The organism is Pseudomonas sp. UBA6276, from assembly GCF_002438365.1.
Lineage (GTDB): Bacteria > Pseudomonadota > Gammaproteobacteria > Pseudomonadales > Pseudomonadaceae > Aquipseudomonas > Aquipseudomonas coleopterorum.
The window spans coordinates 1-17,134 of sequence record NZ_DJUS01000170.1; the positions used below are offsets into that span (position 1 = coordinate 1).

Below are 17,134 nucleotides of genomic sequence, written 5' to 3' on the forward strand. Positions count from 1 at the left end.
TGCCGAAGCGTTGCTCGGCGGCGACGATCAGCATCACGTGCATCTGGCTGTCCCAACCCTCGACCTGATCGGCCGTGCTGTCGTCGTTCAGCTCCAGGTTTTCGTCGTCGAACAGGTCACGGAACAGCTCGGTCAGTTCCTGCAATACGGTAGTGGTTTCAGTCATGACGTATCTCGATGTGGTGGTTGAAGTGAGGTGGGGTCGCCAGCGGGTAACGCCAGAACGTGGCAGTCGAGGCCGGATCAGGGTTCGGCTGGTGAACGAAACCCAGTTGCGGGTAATGCTCGGCGACCATCGCATTGCGCTCGCTCGGGCGATACTCGCCGATCAAGGCGCTGTAGCCAGCGGTCGTGGCGTATTGGGCAAGCACTTGCAAGGCCGCCTGTTCAGTCTGGCGCCCCAGCACGCGACAGCTCATCAGCCAAGTGTCGATGAACAATTCGTCGCTGGCGCAGGCCGCATCGGCACGTGCCAGCACCACACTGATCAGGCCGTTGTCACCAAACTTGTCGGTCAAGCGCAGGCTCAACGCCAGTGCGCCGGGGCTGTCCGCCAATTGCTGCACCTCTGCCTCGCTGTAGCGCCGGGTGGTCAGATTGAACTGATTGGTCTTGTTGATCAGTTGCGTGGCTCGGGCCCGCTCGGCAGTGCCTATGGGCCGCGCCTGCATGACCATCTGCAGGCCCTTGAGGTAGCCGGCCATGTCGGTGGCCGCGGCCATGGCCGCCTGACGCTCGCTGTTGGCCCGGTAGGTCTGCACGCGCGCACCATCGTCGGCGGTGAAGGCGATAGCCTCGAAGTAACCCGCAGCCGCGACCCGCGCCGGGTAGTCGGCCACGTCATCGGGCAGTTCCGGAACGGCCACCTGAGGCAACTCGCGGCGCACGATGTCACGTTCGGCCGGGTTGTCGTCAACGAACACCAGGCTGTCCAGGCCAATGTTCAACTGCTCGGCAATCCGCCGCAGGTTGCTCGCCTTGTCTTCCCAGTTGGCTACGAACACCGCGATATCGCTGCGCTTGAGGGCCATTTCCGGGTGATCGAAGGCCGCTTCGGCAACCTGCTGGTCGTTCTTGCTGCACACCGCCAGAATCACGCCGCGACGTGCCAGTTGCACCGCGTAGTGCTGGAAGGCCAGAAAGGCTTCGCCGGTGGCGCTGCCCTGCCCCAGGTACAGACCGTCCACGCCATCGTCGCCGACCACGCCGCCCCACAGGGTGTTGTCCAGGTCCAGCACCAGGCACTTGCGCGACCGACCGACCACGGCGGCGGCGATGCGCGCCAACTGGTCGCCATACAGCGGTGCCCAGACCGGACTGACCAACTGCTTGGCCTGATGCCAGCGCACCGGGTTGGCCAGGCCTTCACCGTACTGGCCGCAGGCGGCGCTCCAGGCCAGGTCCATGAGCAATACGCCGTCCTCGGCGGCCGCACGGCGAATCTCGCTGTTCAGGCGCTCAAGCAAGGCCCTCGGCGAGCCCGGCACCTGCGCGTCGAAGTGTCCGAAGAGCGCGGGGCCGGCAGGCACCCCTGTCTGCTGGATGACCTGAGCGGCGTAGCGCTCGCGCGCCTTGCGCCAGAGCCCGCGCAATTCGGCGACGCGCGCCTGCACGGCGCTTTCAGCTTCTTGCGCACTGGCATGCAGAGGGCAATCGGGAGGCGAGTCGAGGGCATCCAGGGCCAGCAGGATGATTTGCGGAGCGAAAGCCTTCAACGCCGGATCGTCGCCGAGCAACCCCTGGCGATACTGACCATAAGGCGCCAGGTACAGCGACATACCGACCTGACGTTGCAGCGCGGCGACGCGGATGCCCGGCAGCAAGTGGTCAACGGTGTGCGAGGCCAGCACGGCCATGCGCAACGCGGTGAAACCGGGCACTGCCGACTGCCCGTCACCAGCGAGCAGATCGATGCCCTCCCTGGCTAGGCGATCCAGGCGCAGGGTCAGGGTGAAATCGCGACGATAGCCGGCCAGCCGGGCGGCTTCGCGCAGGCGCGCTACAGGATCGCTCAATGATTTGGCGGAAGTGATCGCCGCGCCCAGGTCGGGGTGTTGTGCAAGCCAGGCTAACTGTTCCATCGTCGGCACCTTGATCTGTCAGAACTGAAAGTAGAGAAACTCGCTGGGCGCCACCGAAAACGCGGTGGCCAGCGCGAAAAAGGCAAGCACGCCGATGCTCAGGCCGACCGCCGCGCTGGGCTGCCAGGCGCTGGCAGGCACTCGGCGCTGCAGCCAGTGCAGATCCGGCTTGGCATTGAGCGCCGTGCGGAAATGCCCCATCCACTGCTGGAGGTTGGGCAGCGACCAGACGAACGCCAGCAGGGCCGCGATCATGATCGAGCTGCGCAGGTGCTGGGGTGCCAACTGGGTGGGCAGTTCGCTCATACCCAGCATGCCGCCCAGCACCGCCAAAGCGCCGGTCAGGCTGGGCGCGCGGAAGAACACCATCGCCACCACCACGCAGACGAACGTCAACAGCACCGCCGGTACCCGATGGATCCAGCGATCGCTGTCCACCGCCCAGCCACGACGCGCTTTCCAGGCACGCCAGCCATGGGCCACCACGAGGTAGAAACCGTGCACTAGGCCGAAGGCCACGAACTGCCAACCCGCGCCGTGCCACACACCGGAAATGAACATGGTCAGCACGGTCGGATAAGCCACCACCATGCAGAACGTACCCAGGCTCATCTTGCCGCGCTTGGGCATCGGCAAACCGGCGGCCATGCGCCGACGGGTGATGCGCAGCACGATCGGGTTGTAGATGTAGCTGGTGAGGAAGCGGGTCAGCGTCATGTGCCAGCGCGACCAATAGTCGATCACGTTGCGCGCCTTGAACGGGCTGTTGAAGTTGGCTGGCAGGCTGATGCCGAAAAGCAGCCCCAGCCCGATGGCCATGTCGGTATAGCCGGAAAAATCGAAGTAGATCTGCAGGGTGTAGCTCAGCGCCCCGATCCAGGCATCATGCAGAGCAGGCAACGTACCGTCGGCGGCCATGGCAAATACCGGGGCAGCCTTCTCGCCCATGGGGTCGGCCATGATCACTTTCTTGAACAAGCCCATGAAGAAAACAGTTGCGCCGATGGACAGATTGACCAGTCGCGGCCGGAAGTTGTCGCCGTCGCGGAATTGCTCGAGCATTTCCCTGTGGTGGGTGATGGGCCCAGCGATGAGGTGCGGGAAAAAGGTGATGAACAGGCAGTAGTTGACGAAGTCGTGCTCGACCACCTCGCCGTCATGGGTGTCCACCAGGTAGGCAATCTGCTGAAAGGTGAAAAACGAGATCGCCAGCGGCAGGGTGATGTTCTGCAAGGTCCAGCCCAAGCCGAACGCTTCGTTGAGGCTGCCGAACAGAAAACCGGTGTATTTGAAGTACAGCAACAGCGACAGGTTGGCGGCCACCCCCAGAATCAGCAATATCTTGGAACGGGTGCGCAACAGTTGACCGGCCAGCACGTAGTTGAACCCGATACTGCCCAGCAACAGAGGTACGTTGGCGGGGTTCCACCAGCCGTAGAAGACCAGCGAGGCGAGGGTCAGCCATACCGCCGCCAGGCGCCTGCGCCCGGTCCCGGCCAGCATGACGAACCCCAGCAGGACCACGGGTAGAAAACCGGCAATGAATACCATCGAGTTGAACAACATCGGTATGACCCCGCGGCATGGCGCGACGATTGATAAGTCTTTTGAAGTTCGGTGCTCGCTCACGGCGCACACAGCCAGGCGTCCCACGCTCTTGGAGTGCCAATGGCCACGCCAAGAAGTGGATCACGTACAAACGCAGTCATGTGCAAGGCGCGAAGAAAGTTCACTGCCTCTGACGAACGGAAATAAGCATCTCTCAAACTTTGGCACCGTGCAAGTCCTCGTGAAAGTACCTGGTTATTTACTTACAGCACCGCCGGAAAACTATTTAAATACCGCCAATTAGTTTTTTGACGCGGCCGATTTGGCGCGCGGATTATTGACAGATAGCCACGACAAAACATTGACTGCCCTATAAATCAATGACTTATGAAAATCCAAGGCCAAATGTAAAATTTTTGTCAAAAATCGCGACACCGCGCATTGACTTACATGGCAACGCCACCTTAAATTCGCTTCAACGCCCGTGAAACCTCGCTCCAGAGACTTTTCGAAGGCAAGAAGAGCGTTTAGCCGTTCTGGCGAAAGCGCCGTTTAGGCACATGAATGAGTTGACCCACTGCTTAGGCAAGGACCGGCGGTAGCTTTAACTTTCGATAACGAGAAGTTAAGTCCGGTATCGCGTGGGTGCGGTGTATCGAGAACAGTGTCAAACGTGTCGTTGAGTGCAAGTACAGAACATGCAGTGTTATTGCCTCGCTTGGAATTCGTTTCAATGCGTTCCGCTGCAACACGCGGAAAACAGCGTTAATCCCTAGGCGGTGCAAACCCCCTCCTCTTTTCAAGCGAAGGCATCCACATGGTCGATACACATCAACAACACTCGACGATCCTCATCGATGGCTACTCTTACCTCGAAGTGTTTTCCGGAGAGCAGCCCTGCCCAAGAGAGGGCACGACCATCGTCACGGTGACCTATGGCGATCGCCTGGGTTACCTCGAACAATTGGTTGCCGACGCCTTGAGCTTCGCTCAAATCGACGAAGTGCTGATCGTCAGCAATGCCGCGACCGCCCCCGTGGACGAGCTGGCCGAACGCTGGCCCGGCCGGGTACGGGTGATCCAGCTGGCGGAAAACAGCGGCTCGGCCAATGGCTACGCGGTGGGTATAGAAGCTGCACTGGCCAATGGCGCCGAATACATCTGGATGATGGACGACGACAATACCCCGACACCGGCCGCCGTCGAGTTGCTGCACGCCGAGCTCAAGCGCCTGGAAGGCGTACACGGCAGCGCCCAGGTCGCGGTGCTGGGCTTTCGCCCCGGCCAGCAGGAAGACATCGCCCAAGGCGTGCCCCTGCGTTTCGCCACCCAGCGGCCGTCGAGCTACTTCGGTTTCCACGTTGCGCAGATTCCCTACAAGCTGTGGCGTCGTCGCCCTTGGGGCAAGCGCGGCAGCAAACCGGCGGCCATGCTCAGCCTGCCTTTCGCGCCCTACGGCGGGATGCTCGGCCACCGCAGCCTGTACGAAAGCATCGGCGTGCCACGCCGCGAGCTGGTCCTGTATGTCGACGACACCGAGTACACCCGGCGCATCACCGCCAACGGTGGACACCTGTACCTGCTTACCGATGCGGTCATCGACGAGTTGGAGGACTCCTGGAACAACAAGGCCAACACTCGCAACATCTATGAGTCGTTCCTGCTCGGCAACTCGGATTTCCGCGCCTACTACTCGGCGCGCAACCAGGCCTGGTTCGATAAACACGTGTGGCTGGCATCGCCTTGGATGTACCGCCTGAACCGCAAGATCTTCAATTCGCTACTGACTTATTTCGCCCGTCGTCGCAATGCTCAGGATCGCCTGGCACTGCTGCAGCGGGCCATTCATGACGGCGAGAACTCGAAGCTGGGCATGAGTTCGACGTTCCCGCTGCGCTGATGCTGCCTGTACCTGATTTTGCTGTGCCCTGATGGACCTGCACACCCCAGGCGCCGTCCCCGACCAGGGATCGCGGACGGCCTGTTGTGCCTAGCCGTTTCCTGCTGTTCAACTATTCGAGAGTACGCCCCATGGACAAAACGACTGTTACCAGAATTGGTGTGAGCGGAACCGGCATGATTGCACGCGCCCTGGTCCTGCTTCTGGCCAAGCATTACAAGGACGTACAGGTGACGCGGGTCCTGACCCGTCGCCCGGTACGGGAGTTGGCGAATTTTCCGTTGGACGGCGTCCTCACCAATTCGCTCGATGATTTGATCGACCACAGCGACCTGGTGATCGAGTGCAGCGGCGATGTGTGCCACGGGACGGTGGTGATCGAGCGTGCGTTCAGTGCCGGCCTGCGGGTCATCACGGTGAACGCCGAACTGCAGGTAACGACGGGTTCCTACCTGGCTGGCCAGGGTTTCATCACCGAAGCCGAAGGCGATCAGCCCGGCTCTTTGGCTGCGCTGCGTGAAGAGGCCATCATGATGGGCTTCGAACCGCTGGTGTACGGCAACATGAAGGGTTATCTGAACCACAATCCGACCCACGCGGACATGGCCTACTGGTCTTCGCGCCAGGGCATCAGCATCGAGCAGACCACCTCCTTCACCGACGGCACCAAAGTACAGATCGAACAGGCGCTGGTCGCCAACGGTTTCGGCGCCACCATCACCCGCCAGGGCATGGAAGGTCTGCCATCGACCAACCTCGATGAAAGCGCCGCCGTGCTCGGCGCCCTGGCAGACGGCCTGGGTCAATCGATCGTCGACTACGTCATCCCCAGCGGCTACGCCGCCGGCGGTGTGTTCCTGGTCGGTCGCCACGACCGCATCCAGAGCCAGGCCCTGCAGTACCTGAAACTGGGCGCCGGTCCCTACTACGCACTGCTGCGCCCGTTCCACCTGTGCTCGCTGGAAGTGGGCAAGACCCTACGTCGGGTACTCAACGGCGGCGGCATCCTGCTGAACAACTCGACCAGTCCCACCGTGGGCGTCGCGGCCATCGCCAAGCATGCCATGCCGGCAGGTGAGCTGATCAGCCGTGGCATCGGCGGTTTCCAACTGCGCGGTGAAAGCGTGATCATCGACCGTCACGAAGATCATGTTCCGATCGGCCTGATGAGCCATGCCATCATGAAGCGCGCCGTGGAGCCGGGTCAGATGATCACCTTCGACGACGTCGAGCTGCAGCCTAGCCGTGCGCTGGACATCGTCATGCAGCAGCGCAAGGGGCCGCGCATTCTGGTCGACGACCTGTCCCTGGTGACCGGTCGCTCCGCCGCGCAGCCGCTGTTCGCTGGCGCGGAAGCCGTTCTGGGCTGACACCCTGCCCGCTTCATCACAAAACCCGCTTCGGCGGGTTTTTGCGTTTCCGGGCTGCGCAACGCACTTGCAGGGATTGCGCATGAACTCTCTTGAATGTCTGACCGCGACGCATGATTCATGCAAGACGTGCGCTGCCAAGCCGCGTTTTGGACATGATTTCGCCATCGCCGCGCCGTAGCATAAGTTCCGAGCGGCCTGCCAAGGCCGACTAGACTCAACCCTAGCGCTGCACCCACAACAACAAGATCAAGGGTAGTGACGACGTGAACGACTATCTTCCCCTCAGGCTGCATGTGCCTGAACCCAGCGGCCGCCCCGGCTGCAAGACCGATTTCTCCTACCTGCAACTCAGCGCTGCGGGCACCGTGCGCAAACCCTCCGTCGACATAGAGCCGCAGGCCACGGCCGACCTGGCCGCGAGCCTGGTGCGGGTCCTCGACGAGCATGGCCAGGCCCGGGGTCCATGGGCTGAAGACATTCCCGAGCAGGTGCTGCACGACGGCCTGCGGGCGATGCTGACCACCCGTATCTACGACACGCGGATGGTCACCGCCCAGCGCCAGAAGAAAATGTCCTTCTATATACAGAGCCTGGGCGAGGAAGCCATCGGAAGCGCTCATGCGCTGGCGCTGCGCAACGACGACATGTGTTTTCCCACCTACCGCCAGCAGAGCATCCTGATGGCGCGCAAGCTGCCGCTGGTCGACATGATCTGTCAGCTGTTCTCCAACGAGAAAGACCCGCTCAAGGGCCGCCAGCTGCCGGTCATGTATTCCTACAAGGACGAAGGTTTCTTCAGTATCTCCGGCAACCTGGCGACCCAGTTCGTGCAGGCCGTAGGCTGGGCCATGGCTTCGGCCATCCAGGGCGACACGCGCATCGCCTCGGCGTGGATCGGTGACGGCTCCACCGCCGAGGCCGACTTTCATACCGCACTGACCTTCGCCCACGTGTACCGCGCGCCGGTGATTCTCAACGTGGTCAACAATCAGTGGGCGATCTCCTCGTTCCAGGGCATCGCCGGCGGTGAAGCGACCACCTTCGCCGGCCGCGGCGTGGGCTGCGGGATTGCCTCGCTGCGGGTGGACGGCAACGATTTCCTCGCCGTGTTCGCCGCCTCGCGCTGGGCCGCCGAACGCGCCCGACGCAACCATGGCCCGACCCTGATCGAATGGGTCACCTACCGTGCCGGCCCGCACTCGACGTCCGACGACCCTTCCAAATACCGTCCTGCCGACGATGGCCAGCATTTCCCGCTGGGCGATCCGATCGCGCGGCTCAAGCAGCACCTGATCGTCAGCGGTGTGTGGAGCGAGGAGCAGCACGCCGCGCTGCAGGGCGAGATCGAAGCCCAGGTGGGCGCCGCGCTGAAGGCGGCCGAGCAGTTCGGCACCCTGGTCAGCGGCCGGGTCGCCAGCGCCGCGACGATTTTCGAAGACGTCTACAAGGACATGCCCGAGCACCTGCGTCGGCAACGTCAGCAGATGGGAGTCTGACACCATGAACATGCCTACAGAAACACGCATCGAGCAGCACAACAGTACGGCCATCATGAGCATGGTGCAGGCCATTCGATCGGCCATGGACGTCATGCTCGAACGAGATCCCAAGGTGGTCGCGTTCGGTCAGGACATCGGCTATTTCGGTGGGGTCTTCCGCTGCACCGAAGGGCTGCAGGCCAAATACGGCCGCTCACGGGTGTTCGACACACCGATTTCGGAAAGCGGCATCGTCGGCATCGCCGTCGGCATGGGCGCCTACGGTCTGCGTCCGGTGGCGGAAATCCAGTTCGCCGACTACGTCTACCCGGCCTACGATCAACTGGCGTCGGAGGCAGCGCGTCTGCGCTTTCGCTCGGCCGGACAGTTCAGCGCGCCAATGACCGTGCGCATGCCCTGCGGCGGCGGTATCTACGGCGGACAGACCCACAGCCAGAGCCCGGAGGCGATCTTCACTCAGGTCTGCGGCCTGCGCACCGTGATGCCGTCCAACCCCTACGACGCCAAGGGCCTGCTGATCGCGGCCATCGAGAACGACGACCCGGTGATCTTTCTGGAGCCCAAGCGCCTGTACAACGGCCCCTTCGACGGTCATCACGACCGGCCGGTGACGCCGTGGTCCAAGCACGCTGCCAGCGCCGTGCCCGAGGGCTACTACACCGTGCCGCTGGACAGCGCCGCCATCGTCCGGCCGGGCAGCGATGTCACGGTGCTGACCTATGGCACCACGGTCTACGTGGCAGTGACTGCCGCCGAGGAAACCGGCATCGACGCCGAGGTGATCGACCTGCGCAGCCTGTGGCCGCTGGACCTGGGCACCATCGTCGCTTCGGTGAAGAAAACCGGGCGCTGCGTGGTGGTCCACGAAGCGACCCGCACCTGCGGCTTCGGTGCCGAACTGGTGGCCCTGGTGCAGGAGCACTGCTTCCATCACCTGGAGGCGCCCATTGAGCGCGTCACCGGTTGGGATACACCCTATCCGCATGCCCAGGAATGGGCCTATTTCCCTGGCCCGACGCGTGTCGGCGCTGCCTTGCAACGTGTGATGGAGGTCTGAATGGGCACGCATGTGATTCGTATGCCGGACATCGGCGAAGGCATCGCGCAGGTCGAGCTGGTGGAGTGGTTCGTCAAGGTCGGCGATGCCGTCAGTGAAGACCAGGTGTTGGCCGACGTCATGACCGACAAGGCAACGGTAGAGATTCCCAGCTCGGTAGCGGGCACCGTGGTCGCTCTGGGTGGCGTGCCGGGCGAGGTGATGGCAGTCGGGGCGGAGCTGATCCGCATCGAGGTGCACGGCAGCGGCAATCATCACCAGGCCGATACGCCCGTGGCCGCGGCCGATCCCGAAGAAGCCGTCGCAATGGCAGACGCCCCTGCGACACCATCAACCGCAGCGCCGGCCCGAGCCGAAGTGAAGGCCACCGCCGCGCCAGGCAAATCCATCTGCGAGGCCAGTGCCCGACCGCTCGCCTCGCCCGCCGTGCGTCAGCGGGCACGCGACGAAGGCATCGACCTGGCCCTGCTGCGCGGCACCGGTCCGGCCGGGCGCATTCGTCACGCCGACCTGGACGCCTTCCTCAGCGGCAGCCGCACGGCACAGGCCGCGACGACCGGCGCACCTCGCACCGACGAAGAGCGCATCGCCGTCATCGGCCTGCGCCGCAAGATCGCCCAGCGCATGCAGGAAGCCACCCGGCAGGTGGCACACTTCAGTTATGTCGAAGAAATCGACGTCACCGCCCTGCTGTCTTTGCGCGCCGACCTCAATGCCCAGTTCGGCGACACCCGCGGCAAGCTGACGCTGCTGCCCCTGTTGATTCGTGCCCTGGTAGTGGCGTTGCGTGATTTTCCTCAGATCAACGCGCACTACGACGATCAGCAGCAGGTCATCACGCGCTACGGTGCGGTGCACATGGGCATCGCCACCCAGAGCGACAATGGCTTGATGGTGCCGGTGTTGCGGCACGCCGAGGCTGCCGACCTGTGGTTCACCGCAGGCGAGATCAACCGCCTGGCGCACGCCGCGCGCAGCGGCAAGGCGGCGCGCAACGAGCTGTCCGGCTCGACCATCACCCTGACCAGCCTGGGCGCGCTGGGCGGCATCGCCTCGACACCGGTGATCAACCGCCCCGAGGTGGCCATTGTCGGGGTCAACCGGGTGGTCGAGCGGCCCATGGTGGTCAATGGCCAGATCGCGATCCGGCAGATGATGAACCTCTCCAGCTCCTTCGATCACCGCGTGGTCGACGGCATGGATGCGGCGCGGTTCATCCAGGCGGTGAAGCGTTTGCTGGAGCAACCGGCGATGCTCTTCGTCTGATCCGTTGACATGAACTATGCCCGGTAGCGGCGGGTCGACATCCCATTGACTCACCGCTACCAGGAGCTACCCCATGCCACATGCGCCATTGATCACCCTCAACGACGGTATCCAGATCCCACAACTGGGTCTGGGCGTCTGGCAGCTCGACGACGACCAGGCCTATGACTCCAGTGTCGCCGCCCTGAAAGCGGGGTACCGCCACATCGACACCGCCATGATCTACGGCAACGAAGCCGGCGTGGGCCGCGCCGTGGCCGAAAGCGAACTGGATCGCGACGAGATCTTCATCACCACCAAGCTGTGGAACACCGATCAGGGCTACGACAGTACCCTGCGCGCATTCGATGCGAGCATGGCCAAACTGGGCCTGGAGCAGCTCGACCTCTACCTGATCCACTGGGCACTGCCCAAGAAGAATGCCTATCGCGAAACCTGGAAGGCCTTCGTGCGTCTGCAGGAAGAAGGCCGGGTGCGCTCCATCGGCGTGTCCAACTTCCATCCCGACCACCTGCAGCACATCATCGACGACACCGGCGTCACACCGTCGGTGAACCAGATCGAGCTGCACCCGGACTTCTCTCAGGTCGACCTGGTCAAGTTCTGCAAGGGCCTGAACATCGTCACCGAATCGTGGAGTCCTTTGGGCCAGGGCGGCGCCCTGCTCTCGCAGCCGGTGCTGTCGCAGATCGCCGAGAAGCACGGCAAGACCCCGGCTCAGGTGATCCTGCGCTGGCACACGCAGAGCCAGTACATCGTGATCCCACGCTCGAGCAACCCGGAGCGCATCGCGCAGAACCTGGACGTGTTCGATTTCACTTTGGACGATCAGGACCTGCAAGCCATCGCCCATATCCCGCAAACCGGTCGTCTGGGCCCCAACCCCGACACCTTCGACATGGGTGCATGACAGACACACTTCGCAACAGCTGTTAAACTGATCGCCTTCCAAAAAATCGATAGACACACCCCACGGCTTCCTGCCGCGGGGTGTTTTTGTGCTGAAAGGTATTGCATGTCCTTAACCGATATACGTCGCAACGTTCTTGCAGGTCTCACCTCCTCTTTCGCGCTGGTGCCCGAATGTATCGCCTTTGCACTGGTGGCCCAGGTCAATCCGTTGATGGGCCTTTATGGCGCATTCATCATCTGTACCCTCACCGCCTTGCTCGGCGGGCGGCCCGCGATGATTTCCGGTGCTGCCGGGTCGATGGCCGTGGTCATCGTCGCGCTGGTAGTGCAGCACGGCGTGCAATACCTGTTGGCCACAGTGGTGCTCAGCGGCCTGATCATGGCGCTCTTCGGCCTGCTGCGGCTCGGCAAGCTGGTGCGCATGGTGCCGCACCCGGTCATGCTGGGGTTCGTCAACGGCCTGGCGATCGTCATCGCCCTGTCGCAGCTCGAACACTTCAAGACCCACGACGGTCAATGGCTGCCGATGAATGAATTGAGCGTGATGGCCGGCCTGGTGCTGCTGACCATGGCCGTGGTGTACCTGCTGCCGCGCCTGACCAAAGCGGTGCCTGGCGCCCTGGTGGCGATCATCGGCGTGAGCCTGCTGGTGCAGTGGCTGCACCTGCCCACGCGGACCCTGGCCGACATGGCGACCATCGCCGGCGGCCTGCCCAGCTTCACGTGGCCGAGCGTGCCGCTGGACCTGGCAACGCTGAAGATCATCGCACCCTATGCCGCCCTGATGGCCATGGTCGGGCTGCTGGAAACCCTGCTGACCTTCAACCTCACCGACGAGATCACCGAAACCCGTGGTCAGCCCAATCGCGAGTGCGTGGCCCTGGGCGTGGCCAACATCACCTCCGGCCTGTTCGGCGGCATGGGCGGCTGCGCGATGATCGGGCAGACCGTGATCAACCTCAGCTCCGGCGGGCGCGGGCGCCTGTCCGGCGTGGTCAGTGGCGTGATGATTCTGCTGTTCATCCTGTTCCTGTCGCCGCTGATCGAGCGCATCCCGCTGGCCGCACTGGCCGGAGTGATGTTCGTGGTTGCCCAGCAGACCTTCGCCTGGGGTTCGGTGAGGGTGCTGGGCAAAGTGCCCGCCAACGATGCCGTTGTCATCGTGGCGGTGACCATCATCACCGTCTTCACTGACCTGGCCACCGCAGTGCTGTGCGGCATCCTCATCGCCGCGCTGGCCTTCGCCTGGCAGCATTCGCGCGACATGCGCAGCGACGTCCATGACAACGGCGACGCCCGCGTCTACACCCCCCATGGCACCCTCTTCTTCGCCTCGACCACGCATTTCCAGGCGCTGTTCGATCCGCAGAACGACCCGGACCAGGTGTATATCGACTGTCGTCACCTGCACATGGTCGATCATTCGGCCATCGCCGCCATGGAAAACCTGGCAGCGCGCTACGCCAAGTTCGGCAAGCAGCTGCAACTTCGCCAGCTGTCTGCGCGCAACCAGCGCCTGCTGGAACGGGCTCACGCGGCCGTCACTATCGCCTGAGCCCGCTGCACCTGCGTCAGACACAACACTGCTGTCCAGCACCGCACCTCTGCGCGGCTTTCCTACAAGGCCGCGTTCTTGAGCCTTGAGAGGCATCGAGTGAGGATGGTTTCAAGGCCGCCGGTCGCGGCTCGAGACCTGAGGAGCAGTACCATGTGCTTGAAGAATAAGGAGCGTTCCATTGCCATGGGTCATCGGCCCAGGGAATCGACGCGCGTACGGCCGGATCATGAATCTTGAAACGCTGGCCGCTGATGCTGCGGCATTATCGGAGCTTGCTCTGGGCGTATCCGCTTTGTGGATGTCCTTGGATCACGTGGTGGGCGCGGTACTCGGCGCCTGCCTGGTGGTCAGCCAGCAGCGGGCCAGGAACGGTGAACGAAGGCTGTGCAATCTGTTGATGGCGATCGGTGTCGGCCTGCTTTTTGCGCCAATGGCAGAGGCCCATATCCCCCAACTCACCTGCGGCATTGCCGCTTTCGGCTGCGCGCTGCTGGTGATTCCCCTGAGCCTGAAGTTGAGAAGCTGGGTTCGGCGACTCGACATCGAACAGATCTTGCGTCGTTTCAGAGGTCCGTGAGTCAACTATGCTTACGCAGCCTGGCAACTTCGCGCTGAAGTTGGCGAAGCAACTTCCGATCCAGTGCAACCTTGTGAACGTGCTGCTGGTCCTGGGCGTCGAGTCCCTGCAATGTTGTCAGAATCGCAATCAGCGCATCGTCTTCCAACACGGTTTGCGGTTCGCAGAGCATGGCGCCACGGCCCAATAACAGCCAGTCCAGAGAGATGCCATCGGCGCGTGCCAGATCCATGCACACAGCATAGGGAATGCTCGCGCGTGCACGCCAACTCCCCAGTGTTTGCGGGCTGATGCCCAATGCCTTGGCCAGTGCTGCATCGCTGGGGGCTGCCATTAAGTGCTTGAGCCGGTCCAGCACTTGGATTGCTTCAGAGGTACACACGTTGATAAGTTCCGCTTGACCCACTCAATTTGAGTATATTAATTTATTCGAATTGCATATAAATATTAACCCTAGTTCTCAAATCAAGGATATTCAAGATGCAGTCCTACAACTTACATCCATCATAACGAAATTTCCTACATGACGCGGTGACTTGGACTTAAAGCCTTTTATCCGCTCATTGTGCAATGGCAAGACGCAGGCAGCATCAGCAATTCATTCAGGGAAGACTTACTTAAATTTTGTAGTTGACTCGCACGTCCCGGTTTCAAGAGCACGCGCGGATCATAAGGTTTGAAAAATGAGCACTTACAAGATGGTATGCCCACACTGCAAGAACAGGATGCGCATCCGCACCAGCGAAGGTACGCATGTGTTCCTGCGCGTGGCTTACCTGCAATGCACGAACGAAATCTGTGGTTGGTCGGTGCGGGCGGAATTCGAGATGACCCATGAGTTGTCGCCCAGCGGCGTGGCGAATCCGGATATTCACCTGCCCAGCGCGCCCATCGCGCTGCGCCGTGCGGCGAGCAAGCCCAGTGAAACGGCGGGCGCTGCCTGACCTGCAAACCGGCTCGCGTCGAGCAGCGCGATCAGGCGCTCGACGCATGCCGGCGGGAATCGCGGCAGGTCACATTGCATGCCTGCCGCAGGGTTCGCCGAGGTCAACCCACCGGCGTCAGTACCTTGCGCTGGTCGTGGAAATAGCCCTGGATGTTGCTCCATACCAGATCACCCATGGCCTGGCGTGTCTCGTGGGTACCGCTGGCCAGGTGTGGCAGCAGTACGACGTTGGGCAAGTCGATCAGCGCCTGCGGCACGTTGGGCTCGTCCTCGTAGACATCCAGGCCGGCACCGGCGATACGTTTCTCCTGCAACGCCTGGATCAAGGCCGGCTGATCGACAACACTGCCTCGGGCGATGTTGACCAGAAAGCCCTTGCTGCCCAACAGGCCGATACGTTTGGCATCGATCAGCCCCTCCGTCGACTTGCCCCCAGGCACCGCCAGAACCAATACGTCGCAATCGCCGATCATCGCGTCCAGATCGGCGTAGTAGTGGTAACTGACGCCGGCCTTGGGCTTGCGGTTGTGGTAAAGCACTTCCATGTCGAAGGCGGCTGCGCGTTTGGCGATGGACTCGCCAATGTTGCCCAGGCCGACGATGCCGATCTTCTTGCCACCGATCTTGCTGGCCAGCGGAAACTTGCCCTGGGTCCATTGGCCTGCCCGCACGAAACGATCCGCCTCGCTGTAGCGACGCATGACATCCAGGGTCAACGCCATGGCAGTATCGGCCACGCAGTCGTCCAGCACGGCCGGCGTGTTGGTCACGACGATGCCGCGGTCGCGTGCGGCATCCACGGCGATCGAATCGTAGCCCACGCCGAAGCTGAAGATGGCTTCGAGGTTGGGCAGCTTGCCGATCACTTCGCTGCTGGCGCCCAAGGCACCCGAAGTGACGATGGCTCTGATTCGGTCGCCGTGCTGGGCAAGCCAAGCGTTCTGATCCGGCAGTTCCCAGAAACGGGTCGCCTCGAAGTGGGTTTCCACCGCCTCCTGCAGGCTGGGCAGCAGTGCCCCGATGATCAAGACGGGAACGTCGCGGGTCGATGGCTGTGTCATGAAACCTCCTGTTTGCATCGTTGGTATTGTTATCGTACCGCCACGCGGCGCAACGACGCCACGCAGCAATGATGACCGAAGTCATCGTACAACTTGCCCTGATGTAATGACAACCGCAGCCACCGCGCAGGGGTGCGGCGCAGACAACGGTTGTGTGCTGAGCGTAACCCACTAGACTGCACCTACACGCCTATAAAGAAGCCGCTGATGGCAGATGACGCGCAGTATCGAATTGCCTTGAAGTCCGACAGTTCGGCCCAGCGCATGACTATCCTGTTCGTGGCGCTGGTGGTGGTCTCGCTCATCGTCCTTGACGTCTGGCAGACCCTGACTGCGCGAGCACAGGCCTTGCGGGTCAGCGAGATCACCACCTCGAACCTGGCTCGCTCACTGGCGCAGCATGCCGAAGACACCATCAAGCAATCGGACACCGTACTGCTGGGGCTCATCGAGCGGATTCAGGTCGACGGCACCGCTCCGCCTCAGGTGCAGCGGCTGCGCAACCTGATGCAGGGGTGGACGCGCTCGCTGGCGCAGTTGCAGGGGCTGTTCATTTATGACAGCGAGGGACGATGGATCGCCAGTTCCAACGCCGTCGATCCGCCGGGGCTGAACAATGCCGATCGCGACTACTTCCGCTACCACCGGGCCAGTCCCGATCCCGGCGTGCATGTGGGCCCGGTGATTCGCAGCCGTTCCACCAACGCCCTGGTGATTCCCGTGTCGCGGCGCTTGACCGGCGCCGACGGCAGGTTCGCCGGTGTCGTGCTGGCGACCATGAAAGTGGACTATTTCAATCAATTCTATGCAGGTTTCGATCTGGACAAGCACGGCGTCATCGCCCTGCTGCTCAGGGATGGCACCCTGCTGCTGCGCCGACCGTTCGACGAGAACGTCATCGGCAGCAGCGTGGCCAAGGGCAGGATCTTCAGCGAGATGTTGCCTCAGGCCGATCACGGCACATTGCTGCAGCGTTCGCTGGTGGACGATGTGGAGCGCATGTACAGCTACCATGCCTTGCGCACCTACCCGCTGGTGCTGGAGACCGCTGAATCCAAGGCTGCCCTGTTGGCCAGCTGGTACGAGAACCTGCTGCGTTCGGCCGCGTTCGTGCTGGTAGTTGGCATAGCCCTGGCGCTCTGCGCGATGACCTTGATCCGGCAGATCCGCCATGGTCTGCGTACCGAGGCGGAATTGCGCAATGCCCACGCCGCGTTGCAGAAGCTGGCGATGCAGGACGGTTTGACCGGCCTGGCCAATCGCCGGCAACTGGATGCGGCGCTGCCTGACGAGATTGGCCGGGCTCGACGCAACGCTCGCCCGCTCGGGGTCATCATGCTCGACATCGATCACTTC

14 protein-coding genes are annotated in these 17,134 nt (G+C 62.4%); 10 read left to right on the forward strand and 4 right to left on the reverse strand.

What is annotated here, in order from left to right; all coding sequences use genetic code 11:
• Positions 1 to 158 precede the first annotated feature (158 nt).
• Both B2V21_RS19375 and B2V21_RS19380 read right to left on the reverse strand, forming a co-directional pair.
• Positions 159 to 2,081, reverse strand: coding sequence for an HAD-IIIC family phosphatase (locus tag B2V21_RS19375; RefSeq protein WP_286917737.1), 1,923 nt, complete (start codon positions 2,079 to 2,081; stop codon positions 159 to 161).
• An 18-nt stretch (positions 2,082 to 2,099) separates the two neighbouring features.
• Positions 2,100 to 3,647, reverse strand: coding sequence for an MBOAT family O-acyltransferase (locus B2V21_RS19380; RefSeq protein WP_286917738.1), 1,548 nt, complete (start codon positions 3,645 to 3,647; stop codon positions 2,100 to 2,102).
• 799 nt (positions 3,648 to 4,446) lie between these two features.
• Between B2V21_RS19380 and B2V21_RS19385 the strand changes: the two genes are divergently transcribed.
• The 8 genes from B2V21_RS19385 to B2V21_RS19420 all read left to right on the forward strand — a co-directional run bounded on the left by B2V21_RS19385 (position 4,447) and on the right by B2V21_RS19420 (position 13,771).
• A complete protein-coding gene (locus B2V21_RS19385) occupies positions 4,447 to 5,529 on the forward strand; it encodes a glycosyltransferase (protein WP_082223583.1) in 1,083 nt (360 codons plus the stop codon).
• 176 nt (positions 5,530 to 5,705) lie between these two features.
• Positions 5,706 to 6,899 (forward strand): NAD(P)-dependent oxidoreductase, encoded by a 1,194-nt coding sequence (locus B2V21_RS19390; protein ID WP_286917739.1) that lies wholly within the window; start codon positions 5,706 to 5,708, stop codon positions 6,897 to 6,899.
• Between the two features lie 266 nt (positions 6,900 to 7,165).
• On the forward strand, positions 7,166 to 8,398 hold the full coding sequence (locus tag B2V21_RS19395; RefSeq protein ID WP_286917740.1) for a 3-methyl-2-oxobutanoate dehydrogenase (2-methylpropanoyl-transferring) subunit alpha: 1,233 nt from the start codon (positions 7,166 to 7,168) through the stop codon (positions 8,396 to 8,398).
• Between the two features lie 10 nt (positions 8,399 to 8,408).
• Positions 8,409 to 9,458 (forward strand): alpha-ketoacid dehydrogenase subunit beta, encoded by a 1,050-nt coding sequence (locus B2V21_RS19400; RefSeq protein WP_286917747.1) that lies wholly within the window; start codon positions 8,409 to 8,411, stop codon positions 9,456 to 9,458.
• Positions 9,459 to 10,724, forward strand: coding sequence for a dihydrolipoamide acetyltransferase family protein (locus B2V21_RS19405; protein WP_286917741.1), 1,266 nt, complete (start codon positions 9,459 to 9,461; stop codon positions 10,722 to 10,724). It abuts the gene before it with no gap.
• A 73-nt stretch (positions 10,725 to 10,797) separates the two neighbouring features.
• Complete coding sequence (locus B2V21_RS19410; RefSeq protein WP_286917742.1) at positions 10,798 to 11,634, forward strand: aldo/keto reductase; 837 nt, start codon at positions 10,798 to 10,800, stop codon at positions 11,632 to 11,634.
• A 105-nt stretch (positions 11,635 to 11,739) separates the two neighbouring features.
• Positions 11,740 to 13,191, forward strand: a complete 1,452-nt coding sequence (locus tag B2V21_RS19415; RefSeq protein ID WP_286917743.1) for a SulP family inorganic anion transporter — start codon at positions 11,740 to 11,742, stop codon at positions 13,189 to 13,191.
• 229 nt (positions 13,192 to 13,420) lie between these two features.
• On the forward strand, positions 13,421 to 13,771 hold the full coding sequence (locus tag B2V21_RS19420) for a putative holin (protein ID WP_282349377.1): 351 nt from the start codon (positions 13,421 to 13,423) through the stop codon (positions 13,769 to 13,771).
• 1 nt (position 13,772) lies between these two features.
• On the opposite strand, the gene B2V21_RS19425 is transcribed toward B2V21_RS19420, so the two are convergent.
• Positions 13,773 to 14,153 (reverse strand): helix-turn-helix domain-containing protein, encoded by a 381-nt coding sequence (locus tag B2V21_RS19425; protein ID WP_286917744.1) that lies wholly within the window; start codon positions 14,151 to 14,153, stop codon positions 13,773 to 13,775.
• Positions 14,154 to 14,454: 301 nt separating this feature from the next.
• Between B2V21_RS19425 and B2V21_RS19430 the strand changes: the two genes are divergently transcribed.
• A complete protein-coding gene (locus tag B2V21_RS19430) occupies positions 14,455 to 14,715 on the forward strand; it encodes an ogr/Delta-like zinc finger family protein (protein WP_049859757.1) in 261 nt (86 codons plus the stop codon).
• A 103-nt stretch (positions 14,716 to 14,818) separates the two neighbouring features.
• Here B2V21_RS19430 and B2V21_RS19435 read toward each other — a convergent pair whose 3' ends face one another.
• The gene (locus B2V21_RS19435; protein WP_286917745.1) at positions 14,819 to 15,778 is read right to left on the reverse strand and encodes a 2-hydroxyacid dehydrogenase; all 960 of its coding nucleotides are present in this window, start codon (positions 15,776 to 15,778) and stop codon (positions 14,819 to 14,821) included.
• Between the two features lie 207 nt (positions 15,779 to 15,985).
• On the opposite strand from B2V21_RS19435, the gene B2V21_RS19440 reads away from it, so the two are divergent.
• Positions 15,986 to 17,134 (forward strand): sensor domain-containing diguanylate cyclase (locus B2V21_RS19440; RefSeq protein WP_286917746.1); only part of this gene is annotated, 1,149 nt, incomplete at its 3' end.